This is a genomic window from Thioalkalivibrio sp. ALMg13-2 (assembly GCF_000381185.1).
Classification (GTDB): domain Bacteria; phylum Pseudomonadota; class Gammaproteobacteria; order Ectothiorhodospirales; family Ectothiorhodospiraceae; genus Thioalkalivibrio; species Thioalkalivibrio versutus.
In genome coordinates this window covers 21369-45679 of record NZ_KB906108.1, presented here as the reverse complement: position 1 = coordinate 45679, position 24311 = coordinate 21369, and the positions used below count along the sequence as shown (strand labels likewise).

General features: G+C 67.5%; 24 protein-coding genes. 14 read left to right on the top strand and 10 right to left on the bottom strand.

Annotation, left to right across the window (positions count from 1 at the left end):
* Positions 1-60 precede the first annotated feature (60 nt).
* From metG to F618_RS0107660, 12 genes are all read left to right on the top strand, one after another.
* Positions 61-2100 carry a methionine--tRNA ligase gene (gene metG / locus F618_RS0107715; RefSeq protein ID WP_019568224.1) on the top strand — a complete coding sequence of 680 codons (2040 nt, stop codon included), beginning with the start codon at positions 61-63 and terminating at the stop codon, positions 2098-2100.
* A 101-nt stretch (positions 2101-2201) separates the two neighbouring features.
* The gene (gene mtnB / locus F618_RS0107710) at positions 2202-2822 is read left to right on the top strand and encodes a methylthioribulose 1-phosphate dehydratase (protein ID WP_018938699.1); all 621 of its coding nucleotides are present in this window, start codon (positions 2202-2204) and stop codon (positions 2820-2822) included.
* Entirely contained in the window at positions 2822-3529 is a 708-nt protein-coding gene (locus F618_RS0107705) for a hypothetical protein (protein ID WP_019568223.1), read from the top strand. The genes mtnB and F618_RS0107705 overlap by 1 nt, the downstream gene beginning before the upstream one ends.
* Positions 3530-3694: 165 nt before the next feature.
* Positions 3695-4273: an electron transport complex subunit RsxA gene (gene rsxA / locus F618_RS0107700; RefSeq protein ID WP_018146036.1), complete on the top strand. Its 579-nt coding sequence runs from the start codon at positions 3695-3697 to the stop codon at positions 4271-4273.
* A complete protein-coding gene (rsxB, locus tag F618_RS0107695) occupies positions 4270-4854 on the top strand; it encodes an electron transport complex subunit RsxB (RefSeq protein ID WP_018146037.1) in 585 nt (194 codons plus the stop codon). Before rsxA ends, rsxB begins: the two co-directional genes overlap by 4 nt.
* Before the next feature lie 32 nt (positions 4855-4886).
* The gene (gene rsxC / locus F618_RS0107690; protein WP_019568222.1) at positions 4887-6557 is read left to right on the top strand and encodes an electron transport complex subunit RsxC; all 1671 of its coding nucleotides are present in this window, start codon (positions 4887-4889) and stop codon (positions 6555-6557) included.
* The gene (gene rsxD / locus F618_RS0107685; protein ID WP_018938696.1) at positions 6557-7618 is read left to right on the top strand and encodes an electron transport complex subunit RsxD; all 1062 of its coding nucleotides are present in this window, start codon (positions 6557-6559) and stop codon (positions 7616-7618) included. The genes rsxC and rsxD overlap by 1 nt, the downstream gene beginning before the upstream one ends.
* Entirely contained in the window at positions 7611-8306 is a 696-nt protein-coding gene (rsxG, locus tag F618_RS0107680) for an electron transport complex subunit RsxG (RefSeq protein WP_018938695.1), read from the top strand. The genes rsxD and rsxG overlap by 8 nt, the downstream gene beginning before the upstream one ends.
* The gene (locus F618_RS0107675; protein ID WP_018146041.1) at positions 8303-9004 is read left to right on the top strand and encodes an electron transport complex subunit E; all 702 of its coding nucleotides are present in this window, start codon (positions 8303-8305) and stop codon (positions 9002-9004) included. Before rsxG ends, F618_RS0107675 begins: the two co-directional genes overlap by 4 nt.
* Positions 9005-9111: 107 nt before the next feature.
* Positions 9112-9549: a hypothetical protein gene (locus tag F618_RS0107670; protein WP_018146042.1), complete on the top strand. Its 438-nt coding sequence runs from the start codon at positions 9112-9114 to the stop codon at positions 9547-9549.
* Positions 9550-9615: 66 nt separating this feature from the next.
* Positions 9616-10266 (top strand): endonuclease III, encoded by a 651-nt coding sequence (gene nth, locus F618_RS0107665; protein ID WP_019568221.1) that lies wholly within the window; start codon positions 9616-9618, stop codon positions 10264-10266.
* Positions 10267-10292: 26 nt separating this feature from the next.
* Positions 10293-10718, top strand: coding sequence for a DUF1841 family protein (locus F618_RS0107660; protein ID WP_019568220.1), 426 nt, complete (start codon positions 10293-10295; stop codon positions 10716-10718).
* Here the strand turns inward: F618_RS0107660 and F618_RS0107655 are convergent.
* From F618_RS0107655 to F618_RS0107645, 3 genes are read right to left on the bottom strand one after another with little or no spacing between them, the layout of a single operon-like run.
* Positions 10696-13863, bottom strand: coding sequence for an efflux RND transporter permease subunit (locus tag F618_RS0107655; protein ID WP_019568219.1), 3168 nt, complete (start codon positions 13861-13863; stop codon positions 10696-10698). The genes F618_RS0107660 and F618_RS0107655 overlap by 23 nt on opposite strands.
* Positions 13860-14987: an efflux RND transporter periplasmic adaptor subunit gene (locus tag F618_RS0107650; RefSeq protein WP_019568218.1), complete on the bottom strand. Its 1128-nt coding sequence runs from the start codon at positions 14985-14987 to the stop codon at positions 13860-13862. The genes F618_RS0107655 and F618_RS0107650 overlap by 4 nt, the downstream gene beginning before the upstream one ends.
* Positions 14988-15042: 55 nt before the next feature.
* Entirely contained in the window at positions 15043-15501 is a 459-nt protein-coding gene (locus F618_RS0107645) for a hypothetical protein (protein ID WP_018948575.1), read from the bottom strand.
* Between the two features lie 157 nt (positions 15502-15658).
* Between F618_RS0107645 and F618_RS0107640 the strand changes: the two genes are divergently transcribed.
* Entirely contained in the window at positions 15659-16090 is a 432-nt protein-coding gene (locus F618_RS0107640; RefSeq protein ID WP_019568217.1) for an SRPBCC family protein, read from the top strand.
* Between the two features lie 19 nt (positions 16091-16109).
* Here the strand turns inward: F618_RS0107640 and F618_RS0107635 are convergent, their stop codons facing one another.
* From F618_RS0107635 to F618_RS0107615, 5 genes are all read right to left on the bottom strand, one after another.
* Entirely contained in the window at positions 16110-17477 is a 1368-nt protein-coding gene (locus F618_RS0107635; protein ID WP_019568216.1) for a YihY/virulence factor BrkB family protein, read from the bottom strand.
* 38 nt (positions 17478-17515) lie between these two features.
* On the bottom strand, positions 17516-18145 hold the full coding sequence (locus tag F618_RS0107630) for a YdbL family protein (RefSeq protein WP_038071408.1): 630 nt from the start codon (positions 18143-18145) through the stop codon (positions 17516-17518).
* A 107-nt stretch (positions 18146-18252) separates the two neighbouring features.
* Positions 18253-20331, bottom strand: coding sequence for a hypothetical protein (locus F618_RS0107625; protein ID WP_019568214.1), 2079 nt, complete (start codon positions 20329-20331; stop codon positions 18253-18255).
* Positions 20331-21122, bottom strand: a complete 792-nt coding sequence (locus F618_RS0107620; protein WP_019568213.1) for a YdcF family protein — start codon at positions 21120-21122, stop codon at positions 20331-20333. The genes F618_RS0107625 and F618_RS0107620 overlap by 1 nt, the downstream gene beginning before the upstream one ends.
* Before the next feature lie 24 nt (positions 21123-21146).
* Positions 21147-21629 carry a Crp/Fnr family transcriptional regulator gene (locus F618_RS0107615; RefSeq protein ID WP_018948581.1) on the bottom strand — a complete coding sequence of 161 codons (483 nt, stop codon included), beginning with the start codon at positions 21627-21629 and terminating at the stop codon, positions 21147-21149.
* Positions 21630-21734: 105 nt separating this feature from the next.
* Between F618_RS0107615 and F618_RS0107610 the strand changes: the two genes are divergently transcribed.
* On the top strand, positions 21735-22193 hold the full coding sequence (locus F618_RS0107610; protein WP_018948582.1) for a DUF6231 family protein: 459 nt from the start codon (positions 21735-21737) through the stop codon (positions 22191-22193).
* 29 nt (positions 22194-22222) lie between these two features.
* Here F618_RS0107610 and F618_RS0107605 read toward each other — a convergent pair whose 3' ends face one another.
* Together F618_RS0107605 and F618_RS0107600 are read right to left on the bottom strand one after the other, a co-directional pair.
* Positions 22223-23542: an MFS transporter gene (locus F618_RS0107605; protein ID WP_019568212.1), complete on the bottom strand. Its 1320-nt coding sequence runs from the start codon at positions 23540-23542 to the stop codon at positions 22223-22225.
* A gap of 22 nt (positions 23543-23564) precedes the next feature.
* Positions 23565-24299 (bottom strand): MBL fold metallo-hydrolase, encoded by a 735-nt coding sequence (locus F618_RS0107600; RefSeq protein WP_019568211.1) that lies wholly within the window; start codon positions 24297-24299, stop codon positions 23565-23567.
* Positions 24300-24311: the final 12 nt, after the last annotated feature.

Sequence of the window (24311 nt, the reverse complement as noted above, 5' to 3'; positions counted from 1 at the left end):
TCCAAACCCGACAATAGCGCCCCTGCACCCGCGCCCGGTGCCACCCAAACGAGCCAAGCAATGACCGATACCCCGCGCAAGATCCTCGTCACCAGCGCCCTGCCCTACGCCAACGGCCCGATCCACCTGGGCCACCTGGTGGAGTACATCCAGACCGATATCTGGGTGCGCTTCCAGCGCGCGCGCGGCCACGAGGTCATCTATGTCTGCGCGGACGACGCCCACGGCACGCCGATCATGCTCAAGGCACGCGCCGAGGGCATCGAGCCGGAAGAACTGATCGCCCGCGTGCGCCAGGAGCACGAGGCCGACTTCGCCGAATTCCGCATCGGGTTCGACCACTACCACTCCACCCATTCGGACGAGAACCGCGAGCTGGCCGGGCAGATCTACACCGCGCTGCGCGATGCCGGACATATCGAGACCCGCACCATCGACCAGGCCTATGACCCCGAGGCCGGGATGTTCCTGCCCGATCGGTTCATCAAGGGCACCTGCCCCAAATGCGGCGCCGCGGAACAGTACGGCGACTCCTGCGAGGCCTGCGGCGCGACCTACAGCCCGCTGGACCTGAAGGACCCGGTCTCCGCGATCAGCGGTGCGCGCCCGGAGTCGCGCGCCTCCGAGCACTACTTCTTCAAGCTCGGCGACTTCGAGGCCTTCCTGCGCGAATGGACCCGCTCCGGACGCCTGCAGGACGCGATCCGCAACAAACTGGACGAGTGGTTCGACACCGGTCTCAGTGACTGGGACATCTCCCGCGACAAACCCTACTTCGGCTTCGAGATCCCCGATGCGCCGGGCAAGTACTTCTACGTCTGGCTCGACGCCCCGATCGGCTACATGGCGAGCTTCCGCGCCTACGCCGCGCAGCAGGGCCTGGACTTCGACGCCTGGTGGGGGGCGGACTCCGACGCCGAGCTGTATCACTTCATCGGCAAGGACATCGCCTACTTCCACACCCTGTTCTGGCCGGCCATGCTGCACGGTGCGGGCTATCGCACCCCCTCGGCGGTGTTCTGCCACGGCTTCCTGACCGTCAACGGGCAGAAGATGTCCAAGTCGCGCGGCACCTTCATTCGCGCGCGCGACTACCTGGAGCACCTGAACCCGGAATCCCTGCGCTACTACCTGGCCGCCAAGCTGGGCGACAGCGTCGACGACCTGGACCTGAATTTCGAAGACTTCGTACAGCGCGTGAACTCGGACCTGGTCGGCAAGGTGGTCAACATCGCCAGCCGTTGCGCCGGCTTCATCAACAAGCGCTCCAACGGCGAACTGGCCGCGGAACTCCCGCGCCCGGACCTGCACGAGGCCTTCGTTGCCGAGGGCGAGGCGATCGCCGAGGCGTTCGAGAAGCGCGAATTCGCCCAGGCGATGCGCCGCATCATGGCCCTGGCCGACCAGGCCAACCAGTACATCGACGAGGCCCAGCCCTGGGTCCTGGCGAAGCAGGAGGGCCGCGAGGCCGAGGTCCAGGCGATCAACACCCAGGGGCTGGACCTGTTCCGGATCCTGATCGTCTATCTCGCCCCGGTGCTGCCGAAACTGGCCGCCGATGCCGCCGAGTTCCTGAATCTGGAAGACACCCGCTGGGCCAGCCGCGAGCCGCTGGTCGGACGCAGCATCCAGAAGTTCAAGCCGCTGATGACCCGCATCGAAGCGGAGACCATCGACAAGCTGCTGGAGGCGTCGAAGGCCACCCTGGCCGCGACCGAGGCCTCCAGCGCCACCGACAACGCCGCCCCGGAGGCGACCGTGGACCCGATCGCCGCGACCATCGACTTCGACACCTTCGCCCAGGTGGATCTGCGCATCGCGCGCATCGCCAACGCCGAACACGTCGAGGGCGCGGACAAGCTGCTGAAGCTGACCCTGGACATCGGCGACGAGACGCGCCAGGTATTCGCCGGCATCAAGTCCGCCTACGCGCCGGAGGCCTTGATCGGTCGGCATACCGTGATGGTCGCCAACCTGGCCCCGCGCAAGATGCGCTTCGGCGTCTCCGAGGGCATGGTGCTGGCCGCCGGCCCGGGCGGCTCGGAGCTGTACATCCTGAATCCGGATGACGGCGCCCGGCCCGGGATGCGCGTCAAGTAGTGCTCGCCCCCGGCGGCGCGATTTACGCAGAACACCCGCGGCCCATGGATTTGCGCCCGTTGCTCGCGTAAGCTGCCGCTCTTTTCTCGGTCCCCGGACGCATGGAACAAAGCCCCGAATTCAAAGCACAGGTCCGCCTGCTGGCCGACGCCGGACGCGAGCTCGCGGAACGCGGTTGGCTCCCCGCGCGCACCGGGCACTTCTCCGCGCGCCTGGATGATCAGCACATTGTCATTACCGCTCCCGGGCGCGGCAAGGATCTGCTGGATGCGCACGACTTCATGGTCGTCGATCTGGAAGGCCACCTGATCTCCGGCAGCGGAGACCCCGGCCCCGAGACCTTCCTGCACATCATCATGTACCGCCACGACCCCAAGCTGGGGGCCGTGCTGCACACGCACAGCGTCCACGGCACGGTGCTTTCGCGCCAGGTCGCCGGGACGCTGCTGCTGCGCGACTACGAGGCCCTGCGCGAACTCCCGGGTTGCGAACACCCCTCGCGCGGCCTCCAGATCCCGGTGTTTGCCAATCACCCGGACATGCAGCAGCTGGCCGCCCAGGTCGACGCCGCCATGACGCGCAATCCGGAGCTCGCCGGGTATCTGATCAACGGGCACGGCCTCTACACCTGGGGTCAGACCGTAGAACTGGCGATGCAGCGAACCGAAGCCTTCGAGTTCATGTTCGAATGCGAGACGCTGGCCCGCCAGCTCGTCGTGTAATGGCCACCTCTGCCGCGCATTCGGCGCCTCAGGCCATCATCCTGGCCTTCGAAGGGATCCTTGCCCCATCCGGCGTGCTGCGCGAGACGCTGGAGCCACATGCCCAAGAGGCGCTGCCCGGCTTCCTCGAGCGTCACGCGGAGTCCACCGCGGTACAGCGCACCCTGGCGGATATCCTCGCCTACTCCGGGCGCGAGCTGGACGCGGATGGCCTGCTCGCCCAGATCCGCGCCTGGATTCGCGGCGGCCAGGACATTACCCCGGTGCGCCAACTGCAGGGCATGGTCTGGGCGGACGCGCTGGAGGCCGGCGCGCTGCAGCCGCAACTGGACGCGGCCACAGCCGAAGCCCTGGTGCGCCTGCACGCGGCCGGCGTCGCCCTCTACAGTTTCGGCGCAACCCCGGCCCCGGTGCAGCGCGACTGGCTGCGCCACAGCCCGCACCCGGAAGTGGAAGAGTGCCTGGACGGGCTGTTCGATACCCGGATCGGGGGCCGGCGGGATGCCGGCAGTTACCGCCGTCTGGCGGAAGAGATCGGCCGCACGCCCGAGACGGTGCTGGTCCTGTCCGCGCGTGGCGACGAGCTCGATTGCGCGCACCAGGCCTGGCTAATGACCGCCCGGCCCGAGGCCGACCCGAATGCGCAGGACGCGCATCCGGTACGGCCCTTAACCTCGCTCATGCCCGCGGGCGCGCAGGGCAGCTAGTCTCTTACTCAGGACCGCTGACAAGAAGGCTGTCCGCCGCACACCTGGAAGCCGCCCAAAGACGGGGTCACTCCGCAGAAAGCGGGTACCCACGAAGCCCTCGGGGTTGAGTACGCTGTACCACTCCCGGATACTGTATTGTTGACCTGACGACTCGGATTTAACGTGGAATACGTCCTGATACTCATCAGTACGATCCTCGTGAACAACTTCGTACTGGTGAAGTTTCTGGGCCTGTGCCCGTTCATGGGGGTCTCACGCAAGGTCGAGACGGCCACCGGCATGGGCCTGGCCACGACCTTCGTGCTGACGTTGTCCGCGGTCAGCTCCTACGTGATCAACGAATACCTGCTGCTCCCGCTCGGGCTGGAGTACCTGCGCACCATTGCCTTCATCCTGGTGATCGCCGCCGTGGTGCAGTTCACCGAGCTGGTGGTGCGCAAGACCTCGCCCCTGCTGTACAACGTGCTGGGCATCTTCCTGCCTCTGATCACCACCAATTGCGCGGTGCTGGGCGTCGCCCTGCTGAACGTCCAGGAGGCGCACAACTTCGTCGAGTCGGCCCTGTACGGCTTCGGCGCCGCGGTCGGTTTCTCGCTGGTCCTGATCCTGTTCTCCGCCATCCGCGAGCGGATCGCGGTGGCCGACGTACCGGTGATGTTCCGCGGCAGCGCGATCGCCATGATCACCGCCGGGCTGATGTCGCTGGGGTTCATGGGCTTCTCCGGGCTGGTACGGCTGTGAGCGTGCTGTACGCCATCCTCGCGATCGGCGGCCTGGCCGCCGTGTTCGGGGTGATTCTGGGCTTCGCCGCACAGCGCTTTCGCGTGGAGGCGGATCCAGTCGTCGATCAGATCGATGCCCTGCTGCCGCAGACCCAGTGCGGCCAGTGCTCGTATCCCGGCTGCCGCCCGTACGCCGAGGCCATCGCCGCGGGCGAAGCGGACATCAACCGCTGTCCGCCCGGCGGTCAGGCGACCGTGCGTGCCCTCGCGGACCTGCTCGACCGCGAGCCCACACCGCTGGAGGAAGAAGAGCAGGAGAAGGCCGTCGCCATCATCGACGAGAACATCTGCATCGGCTGCACCCTGTGCATCCAGGCCTGCCCGGTGGACGCGATCCTCGGGGCTGCCAAGCAGATGCACACCGTGATCGAGGAAGAATGCACCGGCTGCGAGCTGTGCATCGAGCCCTGCCCGGTGGACTGCATCACCATGGTCCCGGTCGGCACCGACATCACCGAATGGCGCTGGTCGGAGCCGAACCCTTCGCCTATCGAACGGCCCATCCACGTCATCGCGGACGGTTCGCGGCAGTCCGGCTGAGCCGGATGCCCGCGAACCGTTAGAATACGCTTATGCAGCTGCATCGCTTCCATGGGGGCCTGAAACTGGCCGAAGAGACCGACGCCAGCACCCGCGACCCGGTGCTGGTGATGGGCGTGCCGTCCCGGCTGATCGTCCCCCTGGGCCAGCATATCGGCGAGGCGGCGGAGCCCTGCGTGGCAGTCGGGGACCGTGTGACCAAGGGCCAGCGGATTGGCCAGTCCAAGGGCTATATCGCAGCCCACGTGCATGCCCCCACCTCCGGCGAGGTGGTAGAGATCGCCGACCACGCCGTACCCCACCCTTCGGGCCTCAGCGCCCCCTGCATGACCATCCAAAGCGATGGCCGCGACGACTGGGGCGAAACCCGCATGGAGCCCTGGCTGGACTGGGACACCCGCGACCCGCGCAAGCTGCGCCAACGCATTCGCGATGCCGGGATCGTCGGACTGGGCGGGGCGGCCTTTCCTACCGCGGTCAAGCTCAATCCGCGCGCCGGCCAGAGCATCCACACGCTGATCGTGAACGGGGCCGAGTGCGAACCCTACATCAGCGCCGACGACTCGCTGCTGCGCAGCGCCCCCGAGGCGGTATTCGAGGGCATCCGCATCGTCGCCCACCTGCTGGGTGTGGAGCGCGTACTGTTCGCGGTGGAAGACAACATGCCGGAGGCCATGCGGGCACTGACCGAGACCCTTCCCGGCGAACTGCGCGAGCGGCTCCAGTTGGTCTCGGTGCCATCCATCTATCCCACTGGCGGCGAGCGCCAGCTGATCAAGGTCCTCACCGGCCAGGAGGTCCCCAGCGGCGGCCTGCCGGCGGATATCGGGATAATCTGCAACAACCCCGGCACCTTCAAGGCCGTCTGCGATGCGGTGATCCAGGGTCGCCCGCTGCTGTCACGCATCGTCACCGTCACCGGGCCGGGCGTGCAGCATCCGCGCAATGTCGAGGCCCTGCTAGGGACCCCGTTCGCCGATGTGATCGCCGCCGCCGGTGGCTATGCCGAGGGCGTAGACCGCCTGGTGATGGGCGGCCCGATGATGGGCTTCGCGGTCCACGACGACGCCATCCCGGTCATCAAGGGGACCAACTGCCTGCTGGCCACCCGTCCGCAGGACACGCCCGCACCCGGCCCGATGATGCCCTGCATCCGCTGCGGCGAGTGCGCGGCCGTCTGCCCGGCGCAACTGCTGCCGCAGCAGCTGTACTGGCAGGCCAGGGCCAAGGACTTCGACGCGACCCAGGACTACGGCCTGTTCGACTGCATCGAATGTGGCTGCTGCGCGCATGTCTGCCCCAGCAACATCCCGCTGGTGCAGTACTACCGCTATGCCAAGAACGAGATCTGGGCGCGCGAGAAGGAGCGACAGAAGTCGGATATCGCGCGCGAACGCTACGAGTTTCGCCAGGAACGCATCGAGCGCGAGGAACGCGAAAAGGCCGAACGCATGGCCAAGAAGAAGGCCGCGCTCAAGAAGAAAGACAGCAGCGCCGACGGCGACAGTAACGAAAACAGTGACAAACAGGCCGCCATTCAGGCCGCGCTCGAGCGCGCCCGAGCGCGCAAGGCCGCCAAGGCCGGGGACGCCGTCGAGGGCGCGGCGACCGAGCAAGCGGACAAGGCGGCCGCCACCCCCGAGACGCACACCGAACCCGCCCAATCCGGCGAACGCGATTCCACGGACACGGGCAACCGCTGATGCGCTTTCGCACCGAATCCTCGCCGCACATGATCCCGGCCCACTCGGTGGGCGGGGTCATGCAGCAGGTCCTGATGGCGCTGGTGCCCGGCACCCTCGCCATGGCCTGGTTCTTCGGCTGGGGCGTACTGGTCAATGTGGTCCTGGCGGTGCTGTTCGCGGTGGCCTTCGAGGCCGCGATCGTCGCCGCCCGCAAGCGCCCGGTGATGGCCACGCTGGGCGACAACTCGGCGATCGTCACCGGCTGGCTGTTCGCGCTGGCGGTACCGCCGCTCACACCCGTCTGGGTCACCCTGATCGGCATCGCCTTCGCCATCATCGTCGCCAAGCACCTGTATGGCGGGCTGGGCTACAACCCGTTCAACCCGGCGATGGTCGGCTACGTGGTGGTACTGGTCTCGTTCCCGCGCGAAATGGCCCTGTGGCCGGCCCCGGACACCCTGTCCGAGATGTCGCTGGGCCTCGGCCAGACGCTGCAGACGGTCCTCACCGGCAGCCTCCCGGCCGCCATGGACTGGGATGCCATCACCCGCGCCACACCGCTGGATGCGATGCGCGAGGGCCTGGGCGCCGGGCGCACGGTCAACGAGATCACCACCAGCCCGCTGTTCGGCACCTTCAGCGAAACCAGCTGGGAGTGGATCGGCAATTTCTTCCTGCTCGGCGGGCTGTACCTGTTGTTCCGGCGGATCATCCACTGGCACATCCCGGTGGCGGTGATCCTGGGCGTGGCGATCCCGGCCGGCTTCTTCTGGATGCTGGACCCGGACTCCTTCGCCTCGCCGGCCTTCCATGTATTCAGCGGCGCGGTGATCATTGGCGCCTTCTTCATCGCCACCGACCCGGTGTCCGCCTCCACCACTCCGCTGGGGCGCATCCTCTACGGGGCCGGCATCGGCGTGCTGATCTTCGTCATCCGCACCTGGGGCGGCTACCCGGATGCGGTCGCCTTCGCCGTACTGTTGATGAACATGGTCGCCCCGACCCTGGACCACCTGACGCGCCCGCGCATCTTCGGGCGCGAGCGCCGCGGACCGCCACCGGGGGACGGCCATGGGTAACCTGAAGCCACGGGACATCCTGCTGGCGACCGCCCTGCTCGCTGGGTTTGCCGCCGCCGGGGCCGGCATCGTCGCCCTGGTACAGGACTCCACCGAGGCGCGCATCGCGGAGAACCGCATGGCGGTCAATCGCAACCGCATCGCGGAGCTGACCGGGGAACTCGACTACCGCAACGACCCCGTCCACGACACCATCGATCTGAACCACGATCTGCTGGGTGGAGGTCCCCTGCCGGTCTGGTTCGCCCGCGATGCCGAGGACGAGGTGGTCGGCATCGTCTTCTCCGCGATCGCCCCGGACGGCTACAGTGGCAATATCCACCTGCTGATCGGCGTCGACCGCGACGGCGAACTCCAGGGCGTGCGGGTCTCCGCGCACCGCGAGACCCCGGGCCTGGGCGATGCCATCGAGGCCGAGCGCTCCGACTGGATCCGCGGCTTTGACGGGCGCTCGCTGGGCAACCCACCGGCCGAGGGCTGGCACGTGCGCAAGGACGGCGGGGTCTTCGACCAGTTCACCGGGGCCACCATTACCCCGCGTGCGGTGGTTCGCGCCGTCTATCGCACGCTGGAATACTTCGACCATCACCGTGACGAATTGCTGGCGACCCGGCCCGAGGAAACCGGCTCCGTCACGGAACCGCTCCCGACCAGCGAGACCAACGGGGACGACGAGGCAAGCCGATGAACCCGACCCTGACCGACATCATTCGCGACGGCCTGTGGCACAACAACCCCGGGCTGGTGCAGCTGCTGGGACTGTGTCCGCTGCTGGCGATCTCCGGCACCATGGTCAACGCGATTGGCCTCGGCATCGCGACCACCCTGACCCTGCTGTTGTCGAACGTGCTGGTCTCGCTGATCCGTGACCATGCGCGCCCGGAGATCCGCATCCCGGTGTACGTGCTGATCATTGCCTCCATCGTCACCGCGATCGAACTGGCGATGAACGCCTGGTTTCACGGGCTGTACCTGATCCTCGGCATCTTCATCCCGCTGATCGTGACCAACTGCGCCATCATCGGCCGCGCCGAGGCCTTCGCCTCGCGCAACTCGGTCCCGCGCGCCGCGCTGGACGGGCTGATGATGGGGCTGGGCTTCACCGGCGTGCTGATTGCCCTGGGTGCCCTGCGCGAGGTCCTCGGCCAGGGCACGCTAATGGCCAACGCCCACCTGCTGTTCGGCGACTGGGGCCACGGCATGACCCTGCAGCTCTACCCGTCCGAGCACGGCTTCCTGCTGGCCCTGCTGCCCCCCGGCGCCTTCATGGCCATGGGCCTGCTGATCGCCGCCAAGAACTGGATCGACAGCCAGTTTGAAGCGGAACCGAGCCCCACCGGCGACGAGACCGCGACCGCAACCGAGGCGAGCCCCGACAACGCCTGATCGGCTCCGGCCTTGATTCCTGGCTGTCAGCCGGTAAACTTCCGGCGCCACGAATCCGTTCTACCGGGGCCACCGCCCCGGACATTCAAACGTCCCAGGAGATTGGCATGGCTGGACACTTCCCGTTTGCTGGCAAGCGCGGCACGCGCTACGGCCTCGCCCCGCGCGGCACGATCGCCGCCTTTTTCGAGAACCACGGGTTCAACGACGAGCTCCAGGAGAAGTACTACAAGTGGTGGTACGACTTCGCCAAGGACTTTGTCGAGAAGGACAGCGACCTGTCCTACACCATGATCCGCAAGTTCGACAGCTACCCGATGGGCACCCATGCCCACCATGCGTTCCACTTGAACGACAAGTACTGGCCGAGCTGCCTGGACGAGCTGGGTTCGTTCATCCGTGACGTCATCTTCCCGAAGATGGACGAAAAGGCGATGCACGACATCGAAGAGAAGCACGCCAAGCTGATCAAGGACCTGGAGAAGGAAGCCGAGTCCAACCCGCGCGACGCCGCGCCGGATGTCGGCCTCTTCCGCCACGTCTGAGCAACGTCACTACGCGAGTTGCCGGCCCCGCGAAGCGGGGCCGGTTTGTTTGGAGCCCCCGCATCCATGAATGCCGCGAAGCGTGAAGCCATCTTCGAGCGCCTGAAGGCGGCGAACCCCGAGCCGACCACCGAGCTCGACTACGCCACCCCGTTTGAACTGCTGATCGCGGTCATCCTGTCCGCCCAGGCCACGGATGTCGGCGTCAACAAGGCCACGCGCCGCCTCTACCCGGTCGCCAACACACCCGAGGCGATCCTCGAGCTGGGCCTCGACGGCCTCAAGGAACACATCAAGACCATCGGCCTGTACAACGCCAAGGCCGAGAACGTAATGAAGACCTGCCGCATGCTGGTCGAGCGCCACGGCGGCGAGGTCCCCCGTGACCGCGAATCGCTGGAGGCCCTGCCCGGCGTCGGGCGCAAGACCGCGAACGTCATCCTCAACACGGCCTTCGGCGTCCCCACCATCGCGGTGGACACGCACATCTTCCGCGTCGCCAACCGCATCGGACTGGCCCCGGGCAAGACCGTGCTGGAGGTGGAAAAGCGCCTGATGCGCCTGACCCCGAAGGCCTACTTGCAGGACGCCCACCACTGGCTGATCCTGCACGGGCGCTACGTCTGCAAGGCGCGCAAACCGGAATGCTGGCGCTGCCCGATCGAGGATCTGTGCGAATACAAGGCCAAGACGCCGCCCCCGACCAACGGCGCCTGACCACCACCATTACCCGAGGACACCCCATGTACGGCAACCGCGACCAGATCCGCACCCAGTTCGTCGACGCCTGGCAAAAGGCCCAGGCCGGCGAGGCCCTGTCCGATCTGGAACAGCAACTGGTGGACGTAATCTCGGACCACCCCGAGTACCACGACTACCTGAAGGACCGCGAGACCGCGCTGACCGGCGAATTCCCGCCGGAGCTCGGCACCTCCAACCCGTTCCTGCACATGGCGATGCACCTGAGCCTGCGCGATCAGGCACGCACCGACCGCCCGGCCGGCACCCGACAGCTGCACCAGGGCCTGTGTGCCCGCTTCGGCGTCATGGATGCCGAGCACCGGATGATGGAGTGCCTGGGCCAGATCCTGTGGGAAGCCCAGCGCAGCAACGCCGCGCCGGACGAGAACGCCTACCTCGAGTGCATCAAGCGCCTGGCGACCCGCTGACCGAGGAGCCCGCCGCGCTTGCGGACGTGGGCGGTCGATCCAGCCCCCACCGGTCCAGTAATACCAGCATGGCGGGCGTGAACAGCAGGGTCAGCGGGGTCGCGAACAACAGCCCTCCGGCGATGGCCGTGGCCAGCTGGACCCAGAACCCGGTGACCGGCGCGCCGACGTAGAAGTCCCGGCCGGAAAAGTCCACCGTCCACGCCAGCACCATCGGCAACAGCCCCAGGATGGTCGTAATCGCCGTCAGCAACACCGGGCGCATCCGCTGCGCGGCCGCGCGCAGGGCCGCCTCCGTCGCATCCAGCCCAAGCCTGCGCTGCTCGTTATAGGTATCGATTAACACGATGTTGTTGTTCACCACGATACCCGCGAGCGCCAGCACACCGATCCCGCTCATCACAATGCCGAAGGGCTCCCCGCGTAGCAGCAACGCCAGCAGCACCCCGGCGGTAGAAAACACGATGGCCGAGAGCACCAGAAACGCCTGGGAGAAACGATTGAACTGGGTCACCATCATCGCGAGCATCAGGAACAGCGACAGCCCGAATGCCCTCAGCAGGAAGTTTGTGGCCTCGGCCTGCTCCTCGGCCTGACCGCGAAAGCGCAGACGTACCTCGCGGTCCAGCTCCAGCTCGGCCATCCGCGCCTGCAGCGCACGCTGGCGCTCGTCCACCAGATAGCCGGGGCCCGCATCCGCCTCCAGGGTGTAGGCCCGATCACCGTCGCGGCGCTTGATCAGGCCGGTCGCCGGCACGGGCACCAGCTCGGCGAAATGGGCCAGCGGCACCAGTCCGGTCGCCCCCGGCAGGTTCAGGCCCGCCAGCTGCTGAAGATGGCGCTGCGCGGCCGGCAAGCGCAGGCGAATATCGACCTCCTCGTCGCTGTAGTCGGGACGGTAGGTGCCCAGCAGGATCCCGCTGGTGACCAGTTGAACCCCCTCGCCCAGCAACGGGACATCGACCCCGAAACGAGCCGCCTGTTCACGATCGAAGCGCACCTCCAGCTCCACCCCGGGCAGGGGCAGATCGTCGGTCACGTCCACGAACCCGCCGAGGGCGTCCACCTCGGCGCGCAGCTGCCGGATCACGGGTGGGATCCGGTCGGGATCGGCACTGGCGGCCTCGACCACGATCGGGCGACCCTCGCTCGGTCCACGTTCCTGGGACCTGAACTGCAGGCGAATCCCCGGCAGGTCCGCGGTGCGCCGGCGCAGGTCTTCGATGATGGCCGAAGCCGGTGGCCGCTGCCGCCAGCCAATCAGCTCCAGCTGGATGACCCCGATCACGTCCTCGGCATAGTCGCCCTGCAGACGGCCCAGCTGGGTCCCGATGGTGCGCGCGTAGACGTGGCGGATCTCGGGCACGCCGCGCACGGCACCCTCCACCTGCCGGACCAGGGCGTCCGCCTCCCACACGGAGAGATCCCCGCGCGCCTGCACCTGGACCTGCACGAAGTCGGGCTCGACCTGCGGGAAGAACTCCACACCTTGGCCCTGCGTGGCATACAGCGCGTAGGCAACCACGACCACCGCGACCGTCCCGGCCAGCGTCCAGACGGGATGCCGCACCAGGGATTGCAACAGATGGATATAGGCCCGCGTAATCCCCTGCAATTCGTCGTAGCGTCCCTCCTCCGCCGCGCGCACGTAGCGCGTCTGCGCGGCGTTGATCGGCCGGCTCTGCCCGATCACCGCACCCAGCGCCGGGATAAAGACCAGCGCCATCGCCAGCGAGGCGATCAGGGTCACGATCACGGTGGCCGGCAGGTAGACGATGAACTCACCGACCATGCCGGGCCACAGCAGCATGGGCGCGAACACCGCCAGGGTGGTACCTATGGCCGTGGTAATCGGCCAGGCCATGCGCTGGGCGCCCGCGCGGAATGCATCCGCCCGGGCCATGCCCTCGGCGACATAGCGATCCGCCAGCTCGACGACCACGACTGCGCCGTCCACCAACATGCCCACGACCAGGATCAGGCCAAACAGCACCACCACGTTCAGCGTGAAGCCCATCAGATAGATCACCAGGATGCCGCCAAGGAAGGCCCCGGGGATCGCCATTCCCACCAGCAGCGCCGCCCGCGCACCCATCATGGCCAGGATCACCAGCGCCACGATCAGCACCGCGGTGATCACGCTGTTCTCCAGGTCCCCCAGCAGGTCATCCACATCCCGCGCCATGTCCTGCAGGTAGGTCACCTCCACCGCTTCCGGCCAGTCGGCCCGGGCGGCCTCGATGGTCGCCCGGGCAGCGGCCACGACCTCGAGGATATTGGCCTCGGAGGCCTTGCGGATCTCCAGCGAAACCGACGGCTGGCCATCGATCCGGGTGAAGCCCTCGGGATCCCGGTAGGTCTGGCGCACCTCCGCGACATCGCGAACCCGCACCACCGCATCGCCCTCCACGCGGATCGCGGTATCCAGCACGTCGTCGATATCATCGATCGTGCCCGGCACGCGCAGCGGAATACGTCCGGTACCGGTATCCAGCGCGCCGGCCGCCACCAGCCGGTTATTGCGCTCGATCGCGCGGGTCAGTTCGCTGAAGGACAGCTCATAGGTCTCCAGCACCAGCGGATCGACCAGGACCTCCATCTGCTCCTCGCGATCCCCGCCGACATCCGCCTCCAGCACCCCGGGGATCGCCTCGACCCGGTCGCGCAGCTCGCGCGCCAGGCGCACCAGCGCCCGCTCGTCCAGCGGCCCCGAGAGATTCAGCGTCAGCACCGGAAACAGCGACAGATCGACCTCGGAGACGCTCGGCTCCTCCGCACCCGCCGGCAGTTCGGGGCGGACCTGGTCCACCTCCTCGCGCAGGTCCGACAATGCCTGGCGATTGTCCCAGCCCGGCTCAAAGTCCAGGCGTACCAGGGCAAAGCCCTCGCCCGCCCAGGACTGCATCTCGTCCACCCCGGGCAGCGCCTGCAGCTCGCGTTCCAGCGGGCGCAGCATCAACCGCTCGGCGTCTTCCGGGCTGACCCCGGGATACGGCACCGAGACAAAGAAGATCGGGACATCGATCTCCGGTGCCGCCTCCTTGGGCACGATGTTGTAGGCGGTCGCCCCCAGCACCAGGATCAGCAGAAGAAAAAGCAGTACCGTCCGGGCATGTGCCACCGCCCAGGCGATCAGGGACCTCACGGCGCCGCCCCGTCCACCGATTCCGGCACCGACGCCCCGGGGTCCGCCTCCGCCGCTTGCGGGCGCACCCGCTCGCCATCCGTCACGAAACCGTGGCCGATGGTGATCACCCGTGCCTGTTCGGGCAGGCCGGTCACCCAGACGCCATCGGCCGCGGCCCGGATCACCTCCACGGCGTGGAACACCACCCGATCCGCCTCGTCGACCGTCTTCACGCCCACACGCCCGGCGTCATCCAGCCCCATCCAGGCCGGGGACAGCTTGTGCGCCTGCACCACAGCGGTCGGGATCTCGACGCCGGCACTGATACCCGACGGCAGTGCCTCGTCCGGGTTCGGCACGGCAATCTCGACGCGAAAGGTCTGCGTGCCCGATTCGGCCACGCGCGAAACGAACCGCACCTCGCCCTCGGCACGCCGTCGATCAAGGAAACGGATCCGCGCCGGCTGGCCCGGCTCGACCCGCCCGATCTGGTGCTGGGGTACATGCACCACCGCCAGGAGCGGGTCGTTGTCGACCACCTCTGCAACCGGGTCGCCGCGACTGACGAAGTCGCCGCGATCCGCCAGGCGCTGGTTCACGATGCCCGCGACGGGTGCGACGATCCGCGTGTTGCGGATGTCCAGCTCGATCGCCTCGAGCTCGGCCCGTGCGGCCTCGCGCTCCGCCTCGCGGGCCTCCAGTTGGGTACGCGAGACATGGCCCTGGTCGTGCAGGCGCTGGGCCGCCTCGTATTCGCTCTCCGCCCCGCGCAACCGGGCAATCGCCTGCCGCCGCCGCGCCTCGCGATCATCCATGCGCAGGTTCGCGAGTTCATCCCCCACATCCACCCGCGCCCCGCGGGCCACGGCCCATTCGGCGACCTGGCCGGCAGTCTCCGCGCGAACCATCACGCGCAGATCCGGTTCCACCCGCCCTTGCAGCACCAACAAACGCTCTACCGACTCGGCCGTGAGTTCCGTCACCGCCACCGCCATGGGCTGGGGGTCGCTTGCCTGCGGCGGCTCCTCCGCCTCGCGCCCGAGCATCCCGGAGACGATCCAGACCACCACGAGGATCAGAATGCCCAGAGCGATAAACAACCGGGACTGGGCGCGCAGGCGCTGCCAGACAGACCCGCTCATCGCTACACTTCCGGGCAGGTCCGGGTGGCCCGCACCACCAACCCGGCCCCGGGTCTCACTGTGCACCGCCGAACAGCCGCTGCCACCAGCGTCGGCGGCTGCCGGTAGGCGGCACCGCGACCTCCAGGTCCACCGGCGGCACCCGCGACACGACCCAGCCCGGCAGGACCCGGAGCCCGGAGGAGCCGCAGCTGGAGCCGAGGTTGTTGGGATCGAAGATCTTCACGAACTCCGGATGCTCGCGGTCGTCGACGTATACGATCCCGCAGTAATCCTCGTCGTGATCACGCCGCAGCAGGGGGTCGACTTCGTCGATAAAACGCAGGAAGGTCTCCTGCGGCACCGGCTCGTCCGGGACCGCCTCCCCCACCGCATAGACGTACCAGCCCCCGTCCGCGTGCTCGCGCAGACGGGTCCAAAGGTGGTCCAGCTGTTCCCAGTACAGAATGCCGGTAGAACCGGCCTCGAATCGTTGCAGGAAGTCAGGTTCGGGACGTTGTTGCGCGGTGGACATCAAGGGCATCCGGGGGTCGCCAGCGTAAGCGAACATCGTAGGCCCCCACCCCGGGTGCGACAAGCCGGTGGAAGCCGATCCGGTCCGCACTTGCGTGGAACCCCGAACCCACGCCAGGCTCTTAGTCCAAAGAGCCGCCTACGAAGATGAATCCTCCATGCGTACAATCAGCCACTCCACCTCCCTGCGCGCCGAGCCGGATCGGGTCTTCGAGCTCCTGAGCCATGTCCCCAATTTCGTGGACCTGTGCGACCACGTGGAACATATCGAGCGGCTGGGCGATGACTGCTACCGCTGGACCATTCGCGCCGCCGGCATGCGCATGGGCTTCGACGTCGAGGTCTGCAGCGCCATCGCCCCCGAACACTTCGCCTGGCGCTCCATCCGCGGGGTTCACAATCGCGGCAGTTACCGGCTGACCCCTGATGGCGAGGGCCACACGCGGGTGGACTTCGAACTGGAGTACAAGCTGAATCCGATCCTGGATGCCGCCGTGCGACGCGTGGCACAGTCGCTGGTGGAACGCGTATCGGGGCAGCTGATGGCCCGCGCCCAACAGCGCCTGGACGCCGAGGCGCCGCGCTCCTGACGGACCTTCAGGCGAGCCGTCAGGCGGTTTCCACCGCTCCGGAATGGCCGGCAGTCTCATTCAAAAGATCGCGCAGGGTGCGTCCATCCAGACGCTCCCGCCGCGCCACATCGACTTCCTTCAAAGTCGTCTCCACCGCCGAACTGCCACGCAAGCGGCGGATGGCGTGGTCGTCGGTGTCCGCGCGCAGGGCCTCCAGGATCTCGTCCACACGGATGGCGGCGAGATCCCTCGCCGGTACCAGCTGTTGCCCGTCCTCGCCCGCCTTCAGCAGCAGCCCGGCCTCCTCCAGCCGGCGCGCGGAGCCCCCCAGGGCATTGCCCGGCACGGCCAGCGCCGCGGCGACCTCGTCCAGCGTCGGCGCCGGATGCCCGTCATGGAAGCGCTGGCCGACCTGCTGCATCAGGTGCAGGCCCATGCGCTCGCGCCCCGCGCCGGACAGGCGCAGGCGGATACCGCGCACGTTCATGTATTCCGGGTGCTGCACAAAGAAGGCGACGTTCGCGCCGATCAGCAGGATCAACCAGGCGAGATAGAGCCAGATCAGCAGCATGATCATGATCGCGAAGCTGGAGTAGATCGCCGCATAGCGGGTCGAACCCGCCACCATGTTGGCGAACACCCAGCCCACGCTCTGCCACAGCAGCCCCGCCACGATGGCCCCGATCAGCGCCGGGATCACCTTCACCCGGGTGTTCGGCACGAACACGTAGATGAAGGCAAAGGCGGCGATGATCAGGAGGTAGGGCACCAGCCGCGAGATCTCGGTGATCAGCATGCCGACGGGCCCGATCCCGGCAATCGTCTGCATGGCCGCCGACGACATCACGGTGGCGGTGACCCCCATGGCGGAGACCACCAGGACCGGGCCGATCAGGATCACCGACAGGTAGTTGGAGAAACGCTGGGCCAGGCTGCGGCTGTTCTCCACCCGCCAGATGGCGTTGAAGGCCAGCTCGATCTTCTGCACCAGTGCGATGACCGTGTAGACCAGGAACAGCAGACCCACGAACCCAAGCACGCCCACGCGCATGTTGTCGACAAACTCGAGCACGTTGTGGGCGATCTCCACCCCCTGTTCGCCCAGGGGCTCAAGCACGCCCAGCAGGAACGGCTCCACCGCGTTGTGGGCACCAAAGGCCTTGAGTACCGAGAACGACAGCGCCAGCAACGGCACCATCGACAGCAGCGTGGTGAAGACCAGGCTCATCGCGCGCAGTGTCAACTGCCCCTCGGAGACCTCGCGCACCAGGGCGAAAACGCCGCGCACCATCCCGAGGGGGACGGCCTTCCAGCGCGGCAGCGCCGAAAGGTCCGTGTAATTGACCAGCTCCGTCAAGTGGCGGCGCCGGGCATCCAGGCGTTCGGCCCAGGCTACGCCGGCCACGCCTCACTCCCGTGGATGTGGGTTTCCTTCACGCGAGGTTACTTCTGCTGCCACTGGCCGTTGCCGTCCTGATACCAGTAGCCCGAGGGGGCCTCTTCCACCCAGACGCGGGCAAAGGTCTCCCGGATCTGGCGTTCCCAGTCCGGACGGTCGTTGGCCCGGGCGATCTCGCGGTAGAGCGAATCGCGGTCCGAGTTCTCCTCGCTGACCAGGCGCTGCACGGTGCTGCGATCGCGCAGCGGGACTTCGGAGAGATCCCGGATCACTACATCTGCGTTGTTGCCGAAGCCAATTGCACCGCTGCGGAAATGCGGCGACAACTGCGGCCCCCGCTCACGCAGCGAGGCGCGGATGCGGTTGATGGCCGGGGTCTCGATCTGCAGGTCCGGGCTTTGTGCGGCAGCCGGGCTCACCAGGCGTTCCAGCACCCACACCAACACCGGCGCGGCGCTCGCCGTGCCCGCGTGACGCAGCTCCGACGTCGGCAGCTGCGCACCGGGCTCGGACTCCGGTGCCGGCTCGGCCTCGGGCACCTGCAGCGCATCCCGCACGATGGCGCGGGCCGCCTCCTCCGCCGCCGCCGTGGGGAAATAGATATTGATGGTCACGCAGCCCGCAAGCAGCGCGAACATCAGAGCCAGTCCCGGAACACTCCACAAAGCCTTCATGCCTGTCATCCCTTGTTCGGGCGGGTGAACCCCGCATGTGCCCAATCTACACCATCATCCTGAACCGTAACCAAACATCGCGTGATCCTTAATTGCCTCACGGGGCCCTATTGCACCACGGGGCCCTCGCCGCCCTGAATCGTCGCCAGGCGCTCAATCAACTCCGGCCAGTCCACCCGGCGGTTGTAGCCGATCACCTCGATCTGCGGGAGGCCACCGCCCTGTACCAGCACGAACCCGCCGTCCGGGCGGTCTGCCACCCCGGAGGCCGTGCACACGTCCCCGCGCAGTTCGCAGCGAAAGCCCAGGCGGCGATAGCTGAAGTTCTCGAAAACGCGCAGGAAGATCGACGAGGCCGCCGCCTGCAGGCCGCCACCCAGCTCGGTGATGTTCTCCACCGCCCGCTGGCTGATACGCCGCCGTCCCGGATCGTCCAGTGGCGTCATCAGCTCCAGATCCATGTGCACCGGCGACCAGTCCACCATCACCAGATCGTTCACGTGCCCGGACAGCCGTCCCTGGATCCGTCCGATATCGAAGGCCCGGGTGACCAGCTCCAGGTCCAGGCGCTGGATCTGCGTCGACAGCCCGAGCTCCGGGGCATAGCCGAACAGATCGTGGATATAGACATCGCGCAGCACCACCTCGCCATCGAACACCTGGACCAGCAACCGCCCATCCACGTTCAAATCACCGTCCTCCAGGCGCACGCGCGGGATCATCCCGGCGACCTGCCCGGAGAAGCGGGGCCAGCCCAGGACCTCGGTCAGCGGCTCAAGACTGATCGCCCGAATCCCGCCCTGGAACTGCACGTCCGGCCCCGTCTCCGTCTGCTGCACGCTGAAGGCTCCGACCCGCAAGCCCCCATCGAGGATCGGGATCTCGGTCGCCTCCAGAAGCTCCAGCCCCTGTGGCTGGGTGCGCACCCGGGCCGCGAAGGCATCGAACGGCAGGCCGTACAGATGGGCGGCATCAAAGCCGATTCGCCCGGGGCCACCCGACACGGTGGCCGACCAGTCCAGTTCGCCCTGCGCACCGCTCACGCCAAAGCGCCCGCGCCGGTCCTGGGCCTCGACCCCGGACCATTCGATCCGGGCGTAGCGCGCTGCGGAGGCGTGCATTTCGACCTCGCCGGTCAGACGACCCGAGGCATCCAGTTCGCCCAGGGCTGTCCCCACCAGCCAGGGCGACAGCAGGCTGTCGTAGATCACGCCCAACGCCCCGACTTCGCCCTGGAACTGACCATCCAGACCGTGTTCGGGCGCAAAGGCGAGGCCCTGTCCTTGCAGAGCGGCCGCGTCGCCATAATCCAGTGACAGCGAATCCGCCCGCACGGTTAGGCCCTCGCCATCCCCCACAACCCCCCGGGCCTCCAGCTCCACCGGGCCCTCGGCATCGAGATCGACAAACCAGGGGTCGACGAACACCACACCCGCTGTCAGCGCCAGATCGACATCCCAGCCGTCGGCGTCGCCCGTGAGGCGCAGCCGACCGTCCAGTTCTTCCCCGGCCTGCAGACCCAGATCGTCGCTAAAGGCGAGATCGTGTACTGCCAGGGTGGCTTCGGAACGCCCGCGTTCACGCCAGTGCAGCGCGAGATCCGCAGCGCCCTGCCCCAGATGCACGGGCAACTCCACCGGCAGACGCTCGGAGCCGGCCAGGGCCGCCAGATTGATCCCCGCCAGATCGGCCCGAACATCCCAGCCGCGAGCGGGATCCAGCCGCACGTGGAAATCCCCCTGCGCCCCGAACCAGCCGGGCCACGCACCCGCCAGCGCAAACTCGCCCGTCTCGCGCCCCCAATACAGGCCCACTCGGGCACCTCGCAGGTGCAGATCCCCGGCATCGCCCCAAAGTTGCGCCGAATCGCAGCGGACCTCGGCACGACTCACCTGCAGATCACCACATTCCACACGCAGGTCTTGCAGGGTTCCGATTGGCTCGGGGAGTTCGACGCGATCCGCGCGGATCTCCAGGGACAGGCCGGCGCTCGTCCATTGCACCCGGGTGCTCAGGCCATGCGCGTCGAGATCTTCGCGCAACAGGGATTCGATCCGCAGATCCAGCTGGATGCCGCCATCGAACTCAGCCTCCGCATCCGTGGCCACGGCCACACCCGCCAGCAGGAAGAGCACCAGCCCGGCCGCCGCGCCATACAATCCCGGTGCACGGCGCGGCGCGAGCATCAGGCCGGGTCGCCCCGCTCCGGCAGACGATCGCGCAGCGGCCGCACCAGGCGGGCCAGCCATTCGCGCAGGGCAAAGCGCGACGTCTCCAGGGCATCGAGGGTCGGCAGGAAGTCCTCGACCCGCCGTGGATCGCTCGTGGGGCCGCGAAAGCCGGTCGGGGCCGGGTCGGCCGCCAGGCCCGCACGTTCGAAGCAGGCCAGGGCCCGAGGCATGTGCAGGGCCTGGGTCACCACCAGCACCCGCTGCACGTCGGTTTGCTGCAGGCGCTGGCGGGTATGCGTGGCGTTCTCGCAGGTGTTGCGCGACGTGCTCTCCAGCCAGCGCACCGGCACGCCCAGATCGGTTTGCAGGGCAGCCGCCATCAACTCGGCCTCGGAACGCCGCCCGGGCAACGCCCCCGGACGCCCGCCCGAGACCAGAAGCGGCAGCCCGCTATCGCGGTGCAGCCGCGCGGCATGGCGCAGGCGCTCGTGGGTCTGGGGGTTCAGGGCATCGCGGCCGCCGTCCTCGGCGCGTCCGGGCCAGCGCCCGCCGCCCAGCACCACGATGGCATCGGCCCGTCCCACCGCGACCACGGCATCGCGCAGATCGCGCTCGATACTGTGTGCTAGCGGCTGGGCAACGACATTCAGGCTCGGTAGCACCAGCGCCAGCAGACCCAGCGCCAATAACGGCCGCCCCCCGCGCCAGTCGGCGCGCCAGAAGGCGACCCCGACCAGGGTCAGCGCAATCCCCAGCCCCGGGGGCAGCAGCAGGTATTCGACCGCCGTCTGCAGGGACGCGAGCACGACGCTCTCCGCCTGCGCCCCGCTTTACTTCTTGCCTGGGGAGTAGAGGTAGTGGGCGTAGGTGGCCACGTCCTCGGAAACCCGGCGGATCAGGTGATCCAGGCTGATGATGGCGAACTCCAGCAGGTTCACCGCGATGTACGGCTGTTCGACGCGCAGGCGGTCATACATGGACCGCGACAGACGCAGCAGGCGCGTGTTGTCGCTCAGGGCGCGCATACGCACGCCGCGCGGCACGCGGTCGAAGAACGACATGGACCCGGCCAGCTCGCCGGTCTGCATGCGCCCGACCTCGATCTCCTGATTGCCGTCGTCGTGGTACAGCGCGGCGGTCCCGCTGACCACGAAGAACAACGACTCCCCGACCTCGCCGATATCGGCGATCACCTGCTTGTGATGGGTTTCCAGCACCTCCAGGTATTCGAGAAGGATCTCGACCTCGGCCGGCGTCAGCGAGGCCGAGATCGGGTGTTTGGAGAGGAATTCGGTCAGCAAATCCTTGGACATGGAGAGGCTTCCTTCTGACGGGTCCGCAGTAGAAGTGAGAGTACATTAGAGTATAACGAACGCGACCCCGGGACGGGGTGACGAAGACCAACGGGGAGGTACCGCTTGATCGACATCGATGCCCTGCGCCGCCACCTGCCGCGGCGCCTGCGCGACGGCCGGGCCGTCCTGCTCGTGGCTGACCCGGATCGCCAGGAAAGCCCTCCGGGCGTCGAGCAGGAGAGCGTCGCGGCATTTCTCGAGCACCCGCCCGGGCCGCGCGTGCCGCTGGTCCTGCTGCCGGATACGCTGAGCGCTCTGGACGTCACGACGGGACAACAGCTGCTCGGCGGGCTGCGCGACCGCTGGGCCGACGAGGTGCTCATCCTGCACCGACGCGACGACGAACGCTGGGGCCTGAACGATTTCCTCGCCCTCGGCTTTCGTCACGACCCCGAGGCCGAGGCGGCCGCGCCGGACCACACGGTCTATCGCACCAGCCTGTACGACTACAAGCTCACCCCCGACTGGCTGAACGCCCGCTTCTGGGCCAACCCGGAGATGTGGGACAAGCGCCGCTGGTAGCTGCGCCCGACGTACGAGGCGCCATACGCCTATTCGTCGTCGGGGTTCAGGCGCGGATGCGTCTCCTCGCCCCACCACCAGACCACGGCACCGGAGGCGAACATCGCGATCACCACGAACCAGAAGCCCCAGACCACCGACCCGCCGACATGGGCCACGATGCCCAGCCCGAGGGCGCCTACCCCATAGCCAAGATCGCGCCAGAAGCGGTAAGTCCCAATCGCCGAACCGCGCCAGTTCGGATGCGCGATGTCCGCCACTGCCGCGCTCAGGTTGGGATACAGCAGCGCCATGCCGAGACCGGTCACCGCTGCCGCGAACGACCACCACAGCACGCCCTCTCCCAGCAGCGTCAGCGCCACCCCGCCGCCGCAAATCCACATGCCCCAGATGATCGGCTGCCGCCGTCCGACGTGATCCGACAGGCGGCCGGTGATGAACTGAGAACCGCCCCAGACGAAGCCATAGATCCCGACCACCCAGCCAATCGCCGCCAGGCTGAGCCCCTGCTGGTACAGGAATACCGGATAGAACACCCACACCAGCGCATCCACGAACTTCTCGACCAGCCCCGCCTGACTGAACGCGGCCAGGCGCCGGTCGCGCCAGGACATCAGCGTGAACACCTCCCAGGTGCTGGGCGTATCGGAGATATTCTTCGAATAACGCGGGATGGGCCCTGTGGACTGCCCGGCGGCATGCCGCGCGCCCTCGGCCTTCGCCCAGTCGAGGGTCTCGCGCACAAACAGCGCCGTCAGCACGATCGCCAGCGCGATCACTACCAGGCCAAAGATCAGCAGCCCCATGCGGGGGCCGTAGGCGGCCGCCATGTAGCCCGTCACGATCCCCGCCACGGCAACCCCGACATAGCCGGAGAACTCGTTCATCCCCATGGTGAAGCCGCGCTCGTCGGCACGGGTGATGTCCATCTTGGCTGTCTGGGTCATCGACCAGGCCAGGCCCTGGTTCACGCCCAGCAGCACGGTCGCGGCCACGATCCAGCTCCAGGAGGGTGCGTAGAGGATCATGAACGGGATCGGAATCGCCGCCACCCAGCCAAGCATCAGCACGGTCTTGCGGCCCAGCCGCTCGGACAGGCGCCCCGCGACAAAATTGAGCGCCCCCTTCACCACGCCGAAGGCGACCACGAACGCGGTCAGCATCATGAACGAGCCCTCGGCCACGCCGAACTCGCTCTCCGCCAGGGCCGGCACGACCGTACGCATCATTCCGATCGTCAGGCCGACAAAAAAGACCTGGATCAACTGCTGACCGAACTGCCCGAGGTTCTCCCGGATTCCATGGGTCAGGTGGGCATAGGCCTCCGCGGCCTTGTGATGGTCCGTCATGACGAGTCCCTTTTGTTGCGGATCAGGCCGCGATGTTCGCGGCAACGTAGGCATCCATCCCCGAAGGACGCGGCGGGATATCTCCGGTCAGAAATTCGACAAACGCCTCGCGGTCGCTGATCGCGAGCCCCGGGTTGAAGCGCTTTTCGAAGCCCAGGGTGGACGAGGGCTTGCCGGACAGGCCTGCGCCACAGGCGCTCCCGGCATAATGGCCCGGGTATATCTCCAGCTCGTCCGGCAGACCCAGCAGGCGTTGATGCAGGCTGTCGAACATGCGCCCTGCCATCTCGCGCTCGCGCCCGGCCAGGTCGGGCCGCCCGATGCTTCCGATAAAAAGCGTATCGCCAGTCAGCACAAACCAGGGCTGATCGCCGCGACGCTTGTCGGTCACCAGCAGACACACGCTGTCCTCGGTATGCCCCGGGGTGTGGATCACCTCGACCTCGACATTCCCGGCCGCGATACGCTCGCCATCCTCCAACGCATGGAAGTCAAACTCGACCACCGAGCGATCCGACGCGTGGAGGCAGTACTCGGCTCCGGCACGCCTTGCCAGATCACGGCCTCCCGAATAGTGGTCGGCATGGATATGCGTGTCGATCACATGAGTGATCGCGACACCCGCCTCGCGGGCCCGCTCCAGAAACCAGTCCTGGTCCCCGTCCACCACATCCACGGCAATCGCCTTCCCCAGCGATCCACAGCCGAACAGATAGGACAGCGACGATTCCCGCGTGGGCAGCTGATGGAAAAACATGACGTGCCTCCT